The 15,489-nt window shown below is 64.0% G+C and carries 13 protein-coding genes; 3 read left to right on the forward strand and 10 right to left on the reverse strand.

The window, feature by feature from the left end:
* Positions 1-14 precede the first annotated feature (14 nt).
* From GVL12_RS00805 to GVL12_RS00850, 10 genes are all read right to left on the reverse strand, one after another.
* On the reverse strand, positions 15-635 hold the full coding sequence (locus GVL12_RS00805) for a DUF502 domain-containing protein (RefSeq protein ID WP_159910735.1): 621 nt from the start codon (positions 633-635) through the stop codon (positions 15-17).
* A gap of 9 nt (positions 636-644) precedes the next feature.
* Entirely contained in the window at positions 645-968 is a 324-nt protein-coding gene (locus GVL12_RS26985; RefSeq protein WP_159910736.1) for an FmdB family zinc ribbon protein, read from the reverse strand.
* A gap of 96 nt (positions 969-1,064) precedes the next feature.
* Entirely contained in the window at positions 1,065-2,519 is a 1,455-nt protein-coding gene (locus GVL12_RS00815; protein ID WP_159910737.1) for a sodium:solute symporter family protein, read from the reverse strand.
* Positions 2,520-2,739: 220 nt separating this feature from the next.
* The gene (gene ubiB / locus GVL12_RS00820) at positions 2,740-4,305 is read right to left on the reverse strand and encodes a ubiquinone biosynthesis regulatory protein kinase UbiB (protein ID WP_159910738.1); all 1,566 of its coding nucleotides are present in this window, start codon (positions 4,303-4,305) and stop codon (positions 2,740-2,742) included.
* Positions 4,302-4,832 carry an SCP2 domain-containing protein gene (locus tag GVL12_RS00825; RefSeq protein ID WP_200843399.1) on the reverse strand — a complete coding sequence of 177 codons (531 nt, stop codon included), beginning with the start codon at positions 4,830-4,832 and terminating at the stop codon, positions 4,302-4,304. Before GVL12_RS00825 ends, ubiB begins: the two co-directional genes overlap by 4 nt.
* A gap of 137 nt (positions 4,833-4,969) precedes the next feature.
* Positions 4,970-5,968, reverse strand: a complete 999-nt coding sequence (locus GVL12_RS00830) for a Tim44 domain-containing protein (protein ID WP_159910740.1) — start codon at positions 5,966-5,968, stop codon at positions 4,970-4,972.
* Positions 5,969-6,035: 67 nt separating this feature from the next.
* Positions 6,036-6,767 (reverse strand): bifunctional demethylmenaquinone methyltransferase/2-methoxy-6-polyprenyl-1,4-benzoquinol methylase UbiE, encoded by a 732-nt coding sequence (ubiE, locus tag GVL12_RS00835; RefSeq protein ID WP_159910741.1) that lies wholly within the window; start codon positions 6,765-6,767, stop codon positions 6,036-6,038.
* Between the two features lie 200 nt (positions 6,768-6,967).
* A complete protein-coding gene (locus GVL12_RS00840; protein ID WP_159910742.1) occupies positions 6,968-7,384 on the reverse strand; it encodes a gamma-butyrobetaine hydroxylase-like domain-containing protein in 417 nt (138 codons plus the stop codon).
* A gap of 19 nt (positions 7,385-7,403) precedes the next feature.
* Positions 7,404-7,838: an HIT family protein gene (locus tag GVL12_RS00845; protein ID WP_159910743.1), complete on the reverse strand. Its 435-nt coding sequence runs from the start codon at positions 7,836-7,838 to the stop codon at positions 7,404-7,406.
* A complete protein-coding gene (locus tag GVL12_RS00850; protein WP_159910744.1) occupies positions 7,835-11,746 on the reverse strand; it encodes an FAD/FMN-binding oxidoreductase in 3,912 nt (1,303 codons plus the stop codon). Before GVL12_RS00850 ends, GVL12_RS00845 begins: the two co-directional genes overlap by 4 nt.
* Positions 11,747-12,148: 402 nt before the next feature.
* Between GVL12_RS00850 and ugpB the strand changes: the two genes are divergently transcribed.
* The 3 genes from ugpB (at position 12,149) to ugpE (ending at position 15,449) form a co-directional block, all read left to right on the forward strand.
* Positions 12,149-13,456 (forward strand): sn-glycerol-3-phosphate ABC transporter substrate-binding protein UgpB, encoded by a 1,308-nt coding sequence (gene ugpB / locus GVL12_RS00855; RefSeq protein WP_159910745.1) that lies wholly within the window; start codon positions 12,149-12,151, stop codon positions 13,454-13,456.
* Between the two features lie 217 nt (positions 13,457-13,673).
* Complete coding sequence (gene ugpA / locus GVL12_RS00860) at positions 13,674-14,555, forward strand: sn-glycerol-3-phosphate ABC transporter permease UgpA (protein ID WP_159910746.1); 882 nt, start codon at positions 13,674-13,676, stop codon at positions 14,553-14,555.
* A 45-nt stretch (positions 14,556-14,600) separates the two neighbouring features.
* Entirely contained in the window at positions 14,601-15,449 is an 849-nt protein-coding gene (gene ugpE, locus GVL12_RS00865) for a sn-glycerol-3-phosphate ABC transporter permease UgpE (RefSeq protein ID WP_159910747.1), read from the forward strand.
* Positions 15,450-15,489 lie beyond the last annotated feature (40 nt).

The following is a 15,489-nucleotide window of genomic DNA, read 5'->3' on the forward strand; positions in this document are numbered from 1 at the left end:
CGCGACAAGGTTTGTTATTTCGGGTTCGCGAGCGTGGTGTCGGGTGGCGCCACCACGCCCATCGAAACGATGTATTTGAGCGCGGCATCCACGCTCATGTCGAGTTCAATGCAGTCGCTCTTGCGCACGATCACGAAATAGCCCCCGGTGGGGTTCGGGGTCGTGGGAACGAACACACTCAGGTATTCGTCGCGCAGATAGGCTGCGATCTCGCCGCTGGGCGAGCCCGTGACGAAGGCCACGGTCCAGACGCCTTCACGCGGCCACTGCACCAGCACGGCCGTGCGAAACGCATTGCCGCTTTCGGAAAACAGCGTGTCCGAAACCTGCTTGACGCTCGAATAGATCGAGCGCACCACAGGAATGCGGCTGACCACGGCATCGCCCCAGGATACCAGCGTGCGGCCCGCAAGGTTGCTCGCCGCGGCCCCGACCACCAGCAAGATGCCCAGCGTCAGCAGCACGCCGAAGCCGGGAATGTGAAAGCCCAGCAGACGGTCGGGCTGCCAGGCCTCGGGCAGGATGGTCAGCGTCTGGTCGAGCGTACCCACGATCCAGTTCAGCACCCAGACGGTGATGACGCCGGGAACAATCACCAGCAGGCCGGTGAACAGCCATTTGCGCAGAGCAGCCATGTGCCGGACTCAGTCGGCCGCGCCAGCGCTGGCGGTGGCAGGCGCGGCGGCCGGCGCCGCCGCAGCGGTTGCGGCCGGCGCCGCAGCGGCAGCAGCGGGGGCGGCGCCATCTGCGGCAGCAGGCGCCGAAGCGGCCGCAGGCTTGCTGCCGCCATTCTTGAAATCGGTGGCATACCAGCCCGTGCCCTTGAGCTGAAAGCCAGGGGCCGTGAGCTGCTTGGAGAACGCCTGTGCATTGCAGGCCGGACACTGCGTCAGCGGAGCATCGGACATTTTCTGCAGCACATCCTTGGCATGACCACAGGAACCACACTTGTACGCGTAAATGGGCATAGCGCTTCGAATCGAGGGAAAGTGCAAAACCCTCGATTATAGGCACGCGCCTCGAACCCGGCGCCGGCAGGGGTGTGTGAGCCCCTGCCCGAGTTTTCAGGCCGGCGTCTGAGCGAAATGATGCGCCGCTTCACGCTTGTTGCCGAACCATTGCGGCAGCAGCGATCCGGCCCACATGCCGCCCACCGCGCACAGCAGGCCCGCGAGCTGCTGCGGAAAGACTTCGGCCCAGCCGGGCACGCAGATGACGATCAGCCAGCCGCCCAGGCCCATCACCACCGCCGCCAGCGCGCCCTGGGTCGTGGCGCGCTTCCAGTACAGGCCCGCCGCCAGCGGCACCAGCGCGCCGACCAGCGGCACCTGGTAGGCACCCGAGACCATTTCATAGATCGAGCTGCCCTGCATGGCGATCGAGTAGACCAGCACGCACAGCGTGAAGCCCAGCACCGACAGCCGCATGGCCTTGAGCGTGTCTGCATCCGTCATGTTCGGGCGCAGGTTGCGCAGGATGTTTTCGACGAAAGCCGTCGACGGCGCGAGCAGCGTCGCCGAGGCCGTCGACATGATGGCCGACAGCAGCGCGCCGAAGAACGCGATCTGCAGCGCCAGCGGCATGCGCTCCATCACCAGCGTGGGCAGCAGCTTTTGCGGGTCGTCGGCAAGCAGCGCCTTGGCGGTCTCGGGCATGACCAGCACCGCGGCCGTGACCACGAACATAGGCACGAAGGCGAACAGGATGTAGAAAATGCCGCCGATGATGGGGCCGCGCTGCGCCACGGAAGCGTTCTTCGACGACATCACGCGCTGGAACACGTCCTGCTGCGGAATCGAGCCGAGCATCATGGTGATTGCCGCAGCGATGAAGAACAGCCACTCGCGCGCGTCGGCGCTTTCCGGGAAGAAGCGGAATTTTCCTTCGCGCGCCGCGAAGTCGATCACGCGCCCCGCGCCGCCGGCCAGATCAGCCGCGTACCAGGCGATCAACAGCAGGCCCACGGCGATCACGATCATCTGCACGAAATCCGTCATCGCCACCGACCACATGCCGCCGTAGAGCGTGTAGACCAGCACGATCAGCGTGCCCACCACCATGCCGGCCGTGACGGACATCGCGCCCTGCGTGAGCAGGTTGAACACCAGGCCCAGCGCGGTGATCTGCGCGCCCACCCAGCCCAGGTAGCTGAAGATGATGATTGCCGAGCACAGCATTTCTATCGTGCGACCGAACCGCAGGCGGTAGTAGTCGCCGATGGTCATCAGGTTCTTCTGGTAGAGCTTGTAGGCAAAGAACAGGCCGACCAGCACCAGGCACATGCCCGCGCCAAACGGGTCTTCGACCACGCCGCTCAGGCCTTCCTTGACGAATTGCGCCGAAACGCCAAGCACCGTTTCCGAACCGAACCAGGTCGCGAAGGTGGTCGCGACCACCACCGCCAGCGGCAGGCTGCGGCCGGCCAGCGCATAGTCGGCCGTATTCCTGACGCGCGTGGCCGCATGCAAGCCTATCCCTATGGACGCAAGCAAGTACAGAACGATGAACGTGATCAGCATGGCACCTCTCCCCAACCCCGGGTATTGTCAAAACCGCTGCGGATTATCAAGGCAATAGGCACCCTCCATCCAGACCTGTGGTGCAAATGATGCGCGCAATGAAAAACCATGGGGGCGTCATACAAGGCGGGCCTGCGAGCAGGGGCTGCGCGGCCCCCGTTCGCCCTGGGTTCTGAGCCTGCCCGAGGATCGAAGGGCCTATCCCTCCGGCAGGCGGGATTCAATAAAACCGCACGCGCGCCAGGACCTGCATCACCAGCAGTCCTAGCAGAAAGCCCACGCCGCCATAGACCAGCGCCTGCAGCAGGCTGTTGGTCCGATGCTGGGCCCTGACCAGCTCCTGCAGCGCCTTGTTCTGGTCGTCGTTGTTGTTGTGCAGCGCGCGGTACAGCAGGCGCGGCAGCTCGGGCAGCAGCTTGGCATAGGTCGGGGCCTCGTTGCGCAGTTCGCGCCACAGACGCTGCGGCCCCATCTGTTCGAGCATCCACTTCTCGAGGAAGGGCTTGGCCGTGCTCCACAGGTCGAGGTCGGGGTCGAGCTGGCGGCCCAGGCCCTCGATGTTGAGCAGGGTCTTCTGCAGCAGCACCAGCTGCGGCTGGATTTCGACCTGGAAGCGCCGCGAGGTCTGGAACAGCCGCATCAACACCATGCCCAGCGAGATTTCCTTGAGCGGCCGGTCGAAATACGGCTCGCAGACCGAACGGATCGCCGACTCGAGCTCCTCGACGCGGGTTGTCGCCGGCACCCAGCCGCTTTCGATATGCAGCTGCGCCACGCGCTTGTAGTCACGGCGGAAGAACGCCGTGAAATTCTGCGCGAGGTATTCCTTGTCGAACTCGGTGAGCGTGCCGACGATGCCGAAGTCTATCGAGATGTAGCGCCCGAAGGTCTGCGGATCGAGGCTGACCTGGATATTGCCCGGGTGCATGTCGCCGTGGAAGAAGCCGTCGCGAAACACCTGCGTGAAGAACAGCGTCACGCCATCGCGCGCGAGCTGGGGAATGTCCACGCCGGCTTCGCGCAGCCGCTCGACTTGGCTGATGGGAACGCCTTTCATGCGCTCCATGACCATGACCTGCGGATGGCAGAAATCCCAGTGGATCTCGGGAATCAGCACCAGGTCCAGCCCTTCCATGTTGCGGCGCAGCTGCGCGGCATTGGCGGCTTCGCGGATCAGGTCGAGCTCGTCGTGCAGATAGGTGTCGAATTCGGCGATCACCTGGCGCGGCTTGAGGCGCTTGGCGTCCGCCGACAGGCGCTCCACCCAGCGCGCCATCATGTGCATCAGCTGCAAGTCCTTGTCGATCACCGCCAGCATGCCGGGGCGCAGCACCTTCACGGCCACTTCGTGCTCTACGCCGTGGCGGTCGCGCAGCACGGCGAAATGCACCTGGGCGATCGAGGCGCTGGCCACGGGCTGCCGATCGAAGCTCACGAAGATCTCGGCCAGCGGCCGCTGGAACGAGCGCTCGATGGTCGCGACCGCGATCTCGGGATCGAACGGCGGCACGCGGTCCTGCAGCTTGGCGAGCTCGAGCGCCACGTCGGGCGGCAGCAGGTCGCTGCGCGTCGACAGCACCTGGCCAAACTTGACGAAGATGGGCCCGAGCTGCTCTAGCGCCTGGCGCAGGCGCACGCCGCGCGGCGTATGGAAACGCCGGCCCACGGTCAGCACCCGGCTGAGCAGGCGCAGCGACGGCTGCTTGAAGCCGGACAGCACCAGTTCATCGAGCCCGTACCGGAACACCACCCACAGGATGGTCACCCCACGCAGCAAGCGGCTCATGGCAGATTCCGGCCGCCAGCGTCCCCAGGATGCGTCTCGCCTGCATCCGTCGCCCGTGCCCCACGCGCGCCGACGAACTGGCGCAGCGTCTGCGTGGCCTTGCGCGCGACCTGCGACACGGTATGCGCGGGCGCGTCGCCGATCACGCGCGCCAGGTCTTCCTCTATATCCCACTGGACGTTGTCGACCAGCCAGTTGATGTCCGCAGCCAGTTGCACATCGCCTTCGATGCGGATCGCCGGCTTGTCGCCGCGCAGCGCGGCCTGGGCCAGCGCCAGCGGCGAGGAGTCGGCGACTTCGAGCTGCAGATCAGGCACGGCGTCGGCTTCGGCCAGGTCGAGCAGGCCGGCGGGCGTGATCGCCAGCGCCATGGAGAACGAGCGCCACTGGACGCGGGCGACGCGGCCTTTTTGCCGCACCAGACGCTCCATCGCCGCTTTCTCCTGCATCAGCACATGGTTGAGGAACAGCACCGTGCGCTGCTGCACTTCGTGCACCAGCCAGGAAGGAAGTTGCGGGCCTGACACAACGCGTTCCAGGAGGCCGTTCAGGAAAGAAAAAGGGGACTGTGTTGCCATAGTCCCCGATTATTCCCTAGTTAGTGCGCCCCACAAAACCCTTGAGACGTCGTTGCGTCGGGTTCTGCTGGGCGCCCTTGTGGAAATTACTGCAAAGCCTGCACTCCGGCCACCAGCCAGCCGCTGTTGCCGCTCTTGGTCTTGGTCATATTCCACACTTCGCGGAAGGGGCTGGGGCTGGCCGAAGCTTCTTCGCGGATCATGCCGGAGAACTCGACGCTGGCCATGTAGCCGTCGCCCAGGTCTTCGATGCCCAGCAACTGGGCTTCGATCATCAGCACGTCGGTCTGGTTGACCGCGCCGGGATGCTCGGCTTCACGCTCGGCCAGCTGGCTGCGGATTTCCGACAGCATGCCGTCGGTCATCATCGCGCGCAGGCTGTTGATGTCGGAACGGTCCCAGGCTTGCTGCAGGGTCACGAAGTTGCTCTTCGCGGCCGTGAGGAAACCTTCGGCGTCAAAGCCTTCGGGCACGCTCCAGCTCGAAGGCAGGCCCGCGCCAATCAGCGAACCCGAAGCCGAAGCCGCGGCCGGCTCGAAGGCCGTGGCCTGGCTTTCCCAGGGACGGGCCGACGCATCGTTGCCGACCTTGTCCGGGCTGTACTGGCGGGCCATGGGCACATCGCCCGCACCGCCAGCGCCTGCGCCCTGGAAGGCAAACGGGCTGCGCGCCGCGTTGACGTTGCCGGCCTTGGCCTTGCGCGCGCGCATCACCATGCCCACGACGACCATGATGGCCATCGCCAGCAGACCGAACATCAGCATGTTGGCGAACGCTTCACCAAAGCCCAGCGAGTTGGCCAGCCAGGCGAGGCCCAGGCCCGCGGCCAGGCCGCCGAGCATCGCGCCCCAGGGCTTCTTGGGCGCTGCCGCCGCCGGCGCAGCGCCGGGCCGGGCCGCAGCCGAATTGTTGCTTGCATTCTGCGTGGGCGCAGCGGAATTGCCAGGCGTCGCGCCCGAATCACGCTGCGTCACATTGCTCGATTGCTTGCCCATGGACTTGCCGCCGCCCATGCGCCTGGCGTCGGCATCCAGATGCACCACCGACAGCATTGCCACCAGTACTACCGACCAGAGCTTCATCATGTCATCTTCCTTCCGTTGTTCGTTTTACATACGCCCGGGATTGCGGCGTGTCTCGTCTCTATCCTACTCAGCACTTGATACCCACATGAAGCGCCACGATGCCGCCCGTCATGTTGTGGTAGTCGACATGGCCGAAGCCGCACTGCTTCATCAGCGCCTTGAGTTCATCCTGGCTGGGGTGCATGCGTATCGATTCGGCCAGATAACGGTAGCTCGCGTCATCGCCCGCGACCAGCTTGCCCAGCGTGGGCAGCACCTTGAACGAATACCAGTCATAGGCCTTGGTCAGCGGCTTGGCGACGCGCGAGAACTCGAGCACCAGCAGCCGGCCGCCGGGCTTGAGCACGCGGCACATCTCGCGCAGCGCCGCGTCCTTGTGCGTCATGTTGCGCAGGCCGAAGGCCACGCTCACCACATCGAAATGCGCATCGGGAAACGGCAGCTGCTCGGCATCGCAGACCAGGGTCGGCAGCAGCACGCCCTTGTCGATCAGCCGGCTGCGGCCCACGCGCAGCATGGCTTCGTTGATGTCGGTGTGCACGACTTCGCCGCTGGCGCCGACCTTCTTGGAAAACGCCAGCGACAGGTCGCCCGTGCCGCCGGCAATATCGAGCACCTTGCTGCCTTCGCGCAGGTTGGCCACCATGACGGTATAGGCCTTCCAGGCGCGGTGCATGCCGCCCGACATCAAATCGTTCATGACGTCGTACTTGGACGCGACCGAATCAAAGACGCCGCGCACATGGCGCGCCTTTTCCTGTTCGTCGACCGTCTCGAAACCGAAATGTGTGGTGCTCATATGCCATCAATGCTAAGCCGAGCATGCGTCTGGCGTACAGCGACAACCCCGTGGCGTCGCAGGGCTTGCCAGGCCTGCAGCTCAATGGAAAAATCATCTGCGGCGCAGGCTGAAACTGCGGCCGAAGCTACTATTAATATAGCATCCTCGACACGCCGGACCAGGGATTGTCCGTAGGCGCCGCGCGCGCCAGCAAGGCTTCAGTGGCTCGAACAGCCGTGTCCGGCGGACTTGCCCGGCATGGGCGTATCCCTGTCCACGCCCGCCGCCTCCAGCCGCTGCAGGTATTGCGCCCACCGCTGCTCCTGTTCGGTGCCCAGCTCATAGAGATAGACCCAGGTGAACAGCCCGCTCTCATGGCCATCGCTGAAGATCGGCTTGATCGCGTAGTTGCCCACGGGCTCGACGGCAACGATCTCCACGTTGCGCTTGCCGTACTGCAGCACTTCCTGGCCCGGGCCGTGGCCCTGGACTTCGGCCGAGGGCGAATACACGCGCAGCAGCTCGAACGGCAGACGGAACTGCGCGCCATCGGAATAGCCGACTTCGAGCACGCGCGAGGCGCCATGCACGGTGAGGGATTCGGGGGTCGGGATTCCGGGCTTCAAGCCTGCCATGTCGTCACCTTTTCTATGTTCAAGACCAGGGCTGCAGTGCCGCAGCCAACAGCGCATCGACTTCGGGCAGGCGCGCAGCCAGCGCGGCTTCCTGCTCCAGTGTGCGTTCGCGCTGGGCCGCGGCCCAGATCGGCGCCGGAAAGTGGCTGTCCCAGTCAAAGCGCGCAACCACATGCCAGTGCAGGTGCGGCACCATGTTACCCAGCGCCGCGAGATTGATCTTGGTCGGCTGCAGCTGCGCGCGCAAGACGCGCTCGACCGCGGCCACCACGTCCATGCACAGGCCCCGCTCCGCCGGCGACAGGTCGGAGAATTCCGCGACATGGTCCGTCCAGACCACGCGGTAGAACGCCGGGAAACCCGGCTCGTCGGCACGGATGACGCGCACGCGCGCGCCCTGCCAGACCAGGGCCCCGCCCGGCGTGGTGCAGAGCACGCAACCGCTGTCGTTCATACCAGCACCCGTTCGATGCCGCCGGCGTTGGCACGCTCGACGTACTCGGGCATCCAGTTCTCGCCCAGGATCTTGCGCGCCATCTCGACCACGATGTAGTCGGCTTCGAGCAGGCCGTTTTGCAGGTCGTCGCCGTAGCGGCTCAGGCCCTGCAGGCAGCTCGGGCAGCTGGTCAGGATCTTGACGTTGTCCTGGGCGTCCAGCGCACCCGCAGCCTTGAGCTGCGCCTGGCCCTTGAGCAGTTCTTCCTCCTTGCGGAAGCGGATCTGCGTCGAGATGTCGGGACGGCTCACGCCCAGCGTGCCGGATTCGCCGCAGCAGCGCTCGCTCTTGAGCACCTGGTCGCCCATCAGGCCCTTGACGGTCTTCATCGGGTCCTGCAGCTTCATCGGCGTGTGGCAGGGGTCGTGGTACAGATAGCCTCCGGCCTGGCCCAGCGTGATGCCCTTCTCGAGCAGGAACTCGTGGATGTCGATGATGCGGCTGCCGGGGAAGATCTTGTCGAACTCATAGCCCTGGAGCTGGTCGTAGCAGGTGCCGCAGCTCACCACCACGGTCTTGATGTCGAGGTAGTTGAGCGTGTTGGCGACGCGGTGGAACAGCACGCGGTTGTCGGTGATCATCTTGTCGGCGACATCGAACTGGCCGCTGCCGCGCTGCGGGTAGCCGCAGCACAGATAGCCCGGCGGCAGCACGGTCTGCACGCCCGCATGCCACAGCATGGCCTGCGTGGCCAGGCCCACCTGGCTGAACAGGCGCTCCGAGCCGCAACCGGGGAAGTAGAACACCGCCTCGGTATCGGCGTTGGTCGATTGCGGGTTGCGGATGATGGGAACGTAATCCTTGTTCTCGATGTCCAGCAGCGCGCGCGCGGTCTTCTTGGGCAGGCCACCGGGCAACTTCTTGTTGATGAAGTGGATCACCTGCTCCTTGATCGGCGCCTTGCCCACGGTCGACGGCGGACGCGCGGTCTGCTTGCGGCTCACGGCCTTGAGAATGTCCACGGCCATGCGCTGGGCCTTGAAGCCCACGCCGACCATGGCCTTGCGCATGAGCTTGATGGTGTCCGGATTGGTCGCGTTGAGGAACGTCATCGTGAGCTTGTTGCCCGGATTGAAGCTCTTCTTGCCCATCTTGCGCAGCAGGTTGCGCATGTTCATGGTCACGTCGCCGAAGTCGATCTTGACCGGGCAGGGGTTGAAGCACTTGTGGCAGACCGTGCAGTGGTCGGCCACGTCCTCGAATTCCTGCCAGTGCTTGATCGACACGCCGCGCCGCGTCTGCTCCTCGTAGAGGAAGGCCTCGACCAGCAGCGAGGTCGCGAGAATCTTGTTGCGCGGGCTGTAGAGCAGGTTGGCGCGCGGCACATGCGTGGCGCAGACCGGCTTGCACTTGCCGCAGCGCAGGCAGTCCTTGACCGAGTCGGCGATCGCGCCGATGTCCGACTGCTGCATGATCAGCGACTCGTGGCCCATCAGCCCGAAGCTCGGGGTGTAGGCGTTGGTTAGGTCCGAATACATCAGCGATTCGCGCGTCGCATGGCCGTCGTGCCGCAGCTCGCCCGCCGTGAGATGCGCATTGCGGATCAGCTTGCCCTTGTTGAAGCGGCCTTCGGGGTCGACGCGCTGCTTGTAGGCCGCGAACGGCGCGAGCTCTTCGTCGGTGAGGAACTCGAGCTTGGTGATGCCTATGCCATGCTCGCCCGAGATCACGCCGTCCAGACGCCGCGCGAGCACCATGATGCGCGCCACGGCTTCGTGCGCGGTCTGCAGCATTTCGTAGTTGTCGCTGTTGACCGGGATGTTGGTGTGCACGTTGCCGTCGCCGGCATGCATGTGCAGCGCCACCCAGACGCGGCCCTTGAGCACCTTCTGGTGTATGGCCTGGGCTTCGTCGAGGATGGGCTTGAACGCCCCGCCCGAGAAGATCTGCGCCAGCGGCGCGCGGATCTGGGTCTTCCAGCTCGCGCGCAGGCCGTGGTCCTGCAGTTCGGGGAACAGCGTTTCGACATCGGCGAGCCAGCCGGCCCATTGCGCGCGCACGCCGTCGACCAGCTCCAGCGCCTGCTGGACCCGGTCCTCGAGCAGCTCGGCCGAAGGAATCTCGCCCGCGTCGTCCTGCTTGCCCAGGGGCAGATTGCCGTGGGCGAAGAAGTCGTGCAGCGCGTCGCAAAGCGCGATCTTGTTGCGCAGGCTCAGCTCGATGTTGATGCGCTCGATGCCGTCGGTGTACTCGGCCATGCGCGGCAGCGGAATCACCACGTCTTCATTGATCTTGAAGGCGTTGGTGTGGCGCGAGATCGCAGCGGTGCGCTTGCGGTCCAGCCAGAACTTCTTGCGTGCCTCGGCGCTCACCGCGGTGAAGCCTTCGCCATTGCGCGAATTCGCGATGCGCACCACTTCGGCCGCGACGCGTGCCACGTCGTCGGCGTTGTCCCCGGCGATGTCGCCGAGCAGCACCATCTTGGGCAGATGGCCATTGCCCTTCTTGCTCTTGGTCGCGTAACCCACGGCCTTGAGGTAGCGGTCGTCGAGATGCTCGAGGCCGGCCAGCAGCACGCCCGAGCGCTTTTGCTCGGCGAACATGAAGTCCTTGATCTCGACGATGCTGGGCACGGCGTCCTTGGCGTTGCCGAAGAACTCCATGCAGACCGTGCGCGTGTGCTGGGGCATGCGGTGCACGACCCAGCGCGCGCTGGTGATCAGGCCGTCGCAGCCCTCTTTCTGTATGCCCGGCAGGCCCGACAGGAACTTGTCGGTCACGTCCTTGCCCAGGCCTTCCTTGCGAAAGCTCTTGCCGGGAATGCTCAGCGTCTCGCTGCGCACCGGCGTCTTGCCGTCGGCCTCGAAGTAGCGCAGCTCGAACGTCGCGACCTCGACATCGTGGATCTTGCCCATGTTGTGGTCGGTGCGCGTGACTTCGAGCCACTGCGCATCGGGCGTGACCATGCGCCAGCTGACCAGGTTGTCGAGCGCCGTGCCCCACAGCACGGCCTTCTTGCCGCCGGCGTTCATCGCGACATTGCCGCCTATGCACGAGGCTTCGGCAGATGTGGGGTCGACGGCGAACACGAAGCCGCCGCGCTCGGCCGCATCGGCCACGCGCTGCGTCACCACGCCGGCTTCGGTCCAGATCGTGCCCACTTCCTGGGCCTGGCCCGGAATGCGCAGCATCTCGACTTCGGTCATGGCTTCGAGCTTCTCGGTGTTGATCACCACGCTGCGCCAGGTCAGCGGAATCGCGCCGCCGGTGTAGCCCGTGCCGCCTCCGCGCGGAATGATGGTCAGCCCCAGCTCGATGCAGCCCTTGACCAGACCGGCCATCTCGGCCTCGGTGTCGGGCGTCAGCACCACGAACGGGTACTCGACGCGCCAGTCGGTGGCGTCGGTGACGTGGCTCACGCGCGAGAGTCCGTCGAACTTGATGTTGTCCTTGGCCGTGAGGCGGCGCAGCGTGCGCTGCACGCGCCGGCGCAGTTCGGTGGCGGCTTCGAAGGTAGTGTCGAACTCGGCGATCGCGCCGCGCGCGGCTTCGACCAGCTGGCCGACCAGCACATCGCGCTCGGCGTCTATGCCGGGCTCGCGGCGCTTGTCGACTTCGGCAAGGCGGTGCTGCAGCGCGTCGACCAGCGACTTGCGGCGCTCGGGGTTGTCGAGCAGGTCATCCTGCAGATAGGGATTGCGCTGCACCACCCAGATATCTCCGAGCACCTCGTAGAGCATGCGTGCAGAGCGGCCCGTGCGGCGCTCTTCGCGCAGCTGGTTCAACACGTCCCACATGGACGTGCCCAGCAACCGGATCACGATCTCCCTGTCGGAGAACGAGGTGTAGTTGTAGGGGATTTCTCGGAGACGGGCAGGTTCGGCAGCCTTGGCCAACAAGGCGGCCTGCGCAATCGGAAAGTTCATGGGGTGGACCGTGTTGGGCGTTTTGTACGCCCTTTGCCATGGGGATGGAGATTTTAAGCCGCGCACTGTTACTTGATGCATCCGCACTGGCGATGGCCCCCGGCGCCGCGGGCGTTTGCAGCAACCAAAAACGCGTCAAAAGGAAAAGAATCGACGTCCCAGCAATTGGTGTTTCCCCTATATTTACGCGCGGATCAGCCCGGAGCCGTGCCCTAGAATGCAATTTCGCCCGCGTTACGTTTCTTTCACATTCTTGCGACGAATCCTTGGCCAGCCCGGCCGGTTGCGGGTTTACGCGTTGATGTGACACGCGGCATATGCGCACAATCCATGACACAAATCTGTCATGCCCTGCACCTAGCATGGGCGGATTGTTCTTTCGTCTCGATTCGAGGAGTTTTCATGAATTTCAAACCATTGGCCATCGCTGCAGCCATTGCTGCCACCTGCGTTTCCGCCCAAGCCCAAACCGAAATCCAGTGGTGGCATTCGATGACGGCGGTGAACAACGAGTGGGTCACCGACCTGGCCAAGCAGTTCAATGAAAGCCAAAAGGAATACAAGGTCGTTCCTACTTTCAAGGGTGTCTACGATGAAAGCATGACGGCCGCGATCGCCGCTTTCCGCTCGGGCAACGCACCCCACATCCTGCAGGTGTTCGAAGTCGGCACCGCGACCATGATGGCGTCCCAGGGCGCGACCGTGCCCGTGGGCAAGATCATGACCGACGCCGGCCTGAACTTCGACCCCAAGGCCTACATCCCCGCCGTGGCCGGTTACTACACCGCGCCCAACGGCCAGATGCTGAGCTTCCCGTTCAACAGCTCGACCACGATCTTCTATTACAACAAGGACGCTTTCAAGAAGGCCGGCCTGAACCCCGACGTGGCACCCAAGACCTGGCCCGAAGTGTTCGAAGCCGCCAAGAAGCTCAAGGCCAGCGGCCACAGCTGCCCGATGACGCTGGCCTGGCAAGGCTGGACCCAGCTCGAGAGCTTCTCGACCTGGCACAACGTCGAATTCGCCACCAAGGCCAATGGCCTGGGCGGCATGGACGCGCGCATGAAGGTCAACTCGCCGCTGCACGTCAAGCACATCGACAACCTGGGCAAGGCTGCCGCCGCGGGCGAATTCGTCTACAAGGGCCGTGCCTCGACCGCACAGGCCTCGTTCACCTCCGGTGAATGCGCGATGATCCAGACCTCGTCGGGCTTCTACGGCGACGTGGCGAAGAACGCCAAGTTTGCCTACGCACTCGCTCCCCTGCCCTACTACCCCGACGTCAAGGGTGCTCCGCAGAACACCGTCATCGGCGGCGCATCGCTGTGGGTCATGGCCGGCAAGAAGCCTGCCGAGTACAAGGGCGTGGCTGCATTCTTCGACTTCCTGTCGCAGACCAAGGTCCAGGCCGCCAGCCACCAGCGCACCGGCTACCTGCCCATCACCATGGCAGCCTATGACCTGACCAACAAGTCGGGCTTCTACGAGAAGAATCCCGGCACCGACGTGGCCGTGCAACAGATGATCCGCACGGTCACCGACAACTCGCGCGGCATCCGTCTGGGCAACTACGTGCAGATCCGCACCATCGAGGACGAAGAACTCGAACAGGTCTGGAGCGGCAAGAAGTCGGGCAAGGACGCGCTGGACTCCATCGTCAAGCGTGGCGATGAATTGCTGGTGCGTTTCGAGCGCGCCAACAAGAAGTAAGCAATTTATACAAGGCTAAACCCCTATATTTGACGATATAGCGGGTTTTACGCTGGCACAGCGGCTGCCAGCTAGGCACAATACGCGCATATTCGCTGGATTAAGCGCTTCGACTCGGTTCGTTTAGATTCGCTTTTCACACCCAAGGTGGCCGGCGCCTTCCAATCCTCCGAATTCCATCAAAGGGGTTCGGCGGTTTTTTTTGTTTGTGAATCCCATGGAAAAACGCGTACTTTTCCGCTCGACATGGCTGCCCTGGGCGCTGCTGATGCCCCAATTGCTGGTCATTGGCATCTTCTTCTTCTGGCCCGCGGCCCAGGCAGTACTCCAGTCGTTCCAGATCGAAGATGCCTTTGGCATGAGCACCGAATGGGTGGGCCTGGAGAACTTTACCAACCTGCTCAACGATCCGACCTATCTCAACTCCTTCATGCGCACCGCCCTGTTCTCGGTGCTGGTGGCGGGCTTGGGTATCACGGTCTCGCTGGGCCTGGCGATCTTTGCCGATCGCATCGTGCGCGCGGCCATGATCTACAAGACGCTGCTGATCGTCCCCTACGCCGTGGCGCCGGTGATTGCCGGTGTGCTGTGGATGTTCATGTTCTCTCCCTCGCTGGGCGTCGTCGCCCACTACCTGGGCGAGCTGGGCTACAACTGGAACCACATCATGAACGAGAACCAGGCCATGGCGCTGGTGGTTCTGGCGTCGGTGTGGAAGCAGATCTCGTACAACTTCCTGTTTTTCCTGGCCGGCCTGCAGTCGATTCCGAAATCGCTGATCGAGGCCGCGTCCATCGACGGTGCCGGCCCCTGGCGCCGGTTCTGGAACATCCAGCTGCCCCTGCTGTCGCCGACCACCTTCTTCCTGCTGGTGATCAACATCGTCTACGCGTTCTTTGACACCTTCGGCATCATCGACGCAGCAACGGCCGGCGGCCCGGGTCAGTCGACCTCCATCCTGGTCTACAAGGTCTACCAGGACGGCTTCAAGGCGCTGGACCTGGGCAGCTCTGCCGCCCAGTCGGTGATCCTGATGATCATCGTCGTGGCCTTGACCGTGGTGCAGTTCCGCTACGTCGAAAAGAAGGTGCAGTACTGATGACTACCTCCTTCACCGCACCTGTTTTGAATCTGGAGCCCTGCCATGGTTGACCGCCGTCCCTGGATCACAATCTTCTCCCACTTCGTGATGATCGTGGGCGTGCTGATCGTGGCCTTCCCCCTGTACCTGGCCTTCGTCGCGTCCACGCACACCGCGGATGCGATCGTCCAGTCCCCCATGCCACTGCTGCCCGGCGCACACCTCTGGGACAACTACCAGGCCGCGCTGTTCGGCTCGGGCAAGCTGGGCTCGAACACCAACGTCATGCACATGATGTGGGTCAGCTTCGTGACCGCCATGGTGATCACCGTCGGCAAGATCGCGATTTCGCTGCTGTCGGCTTTCGCCATCGTCTACTTCCGCTTCCCGTTCAAGATGCTGTGCTTCTGGGCCATCTTCCTGACGCTGATGCTGCCCGTGGAAGTGCGTATCCTGCCGACCTACAAGGTCGTGGCGGAACTGGGCATGCTCAACACCTACGCGGGTCTCACGCTGCCGCTGATCGCCTCGGCCACGGCCACCTTCCTGTTCCGCCAGTTCTTCCTGACGGTGCCGGACGAGCTGGTCGAAGCCGCGCGCATCGACGGCGCCGGCCCCATGCGCTTCTTCAAGGACGTGCTGGTGCCGCTGTCCAAGACTTCGGTCGCCGCACTGTTCGTGATCCAGTTCATCTATGGCTGGAACCAGTACCTGTGGCCACTGCTGATGACTACCAGCGAAGACATGTACCCGGTGGTCATCGGTATCAAGCGCATGCTCGCCGGCGGTGAAGCCGCCGTGGACTGGAACATCGTGATGGCCACCGCCATCATCGCCATGCTGCCGCCCGCGGCGGTGGTGATGTTGATGCAAAAGTGGTTCGTAAAGGGCTTGGTGGACACCGAGAAATAAGCCCAGCATCCGCTCCTTTTGAACCTCTGAACGATCTGAA

The organism is Pantoea sp. 18069 (genome assembly GCF_902706035.1).
GTDB lineage: Bacteria > Pseudomonadota > Gammaproteobacteria > Burkholderiales > Burkholderiaceae_C > Comamonas.

Bases quoted from the DNA above. Each gene is read 5' to 3' on its own strand.
- GVL12_RS00805 (WP_159910735.1), bottom strand. From the start codon at position 635: ATGGCTGCTCTGCGCAAATGGCTGTTCACCGGCCTGCTGGTGATTGTT.
- GVL12_RS26985 (WP_159910736.1), bottom strand. From the start codon at position 968: ATGCCCATTTACGCGTACAAGTGTGGTTCCTGTGGTCATGCCAAGGAT.
- GVL12_RS00815 (WP_159910737.1), bottom strand. From the start codon at position 2,519: ATGCTGATCACGTTCATCGTTCTGTACTTGCTTGCGTCCATAGGGATA.
- ubiB (WP_159910738.1), bottom strand. From the start codon at position 4,305: ATGAGCCGCTTGCTGCGTGGGGTGACCATCCTGTGGGTGGTGTTCCGG.
- GVL12_RS00830 (WP_159910740.1), bottom strand. From the start codon at position 5,968: ATGATGAAGCTCTGGTCGGTAGTACTGGTGGCAATGCTGTCGGTGGTG.
- ubiE (WP_159910741.1), bottom strand. From the start codon at position 6,767: ATGAGCACCACACATTTCGGTTTCGAGACGGTCGACGAACAGGAAAAG.
- GVL12_RS00840 (WP_159910742.1), bottom strand. From the start codon at position 7,384: ATGGCAGGCTTGAAGCCCGGAATCCCGACCCCCGAATCCCTCACCGTG.
- GVL12_RS00845 (WP_159910743.1), bottom strand. From the start codon at position 7,838: ATGAACGACAGCGGTTGCGTGCTCTGCACCACGCCGGGCGGGGCCCTG.
- GVL12_RS00850 (WP_159910744.1), bottom strand. From the start codon at position 11,746: ATGAACTTTCCGATTGCGCAGGCCGCCTTGTTGGCCAAGGCTGCCGAA.
- ugpB (WP_159910745.1), top strand. From the start codon at position 12,149: ATGAATTTCAAACCATTGGCCATCGCTGCAGCCATTGCTGCCACCTGC.
- ugpA (WP_159910746.1), top strand. From the start codon at position 13,674: ATGGAAAAACGCGTACTTTTCCGCTCGACATGGCTGCCCTGGGCGCTG.
- ugpE (WP_159910747.1), top strand. From the start codon at position 14,601: ATGGTTGACCGCCGTCCCTGGATCACAATCTTCTCCCACTTCGTGATG.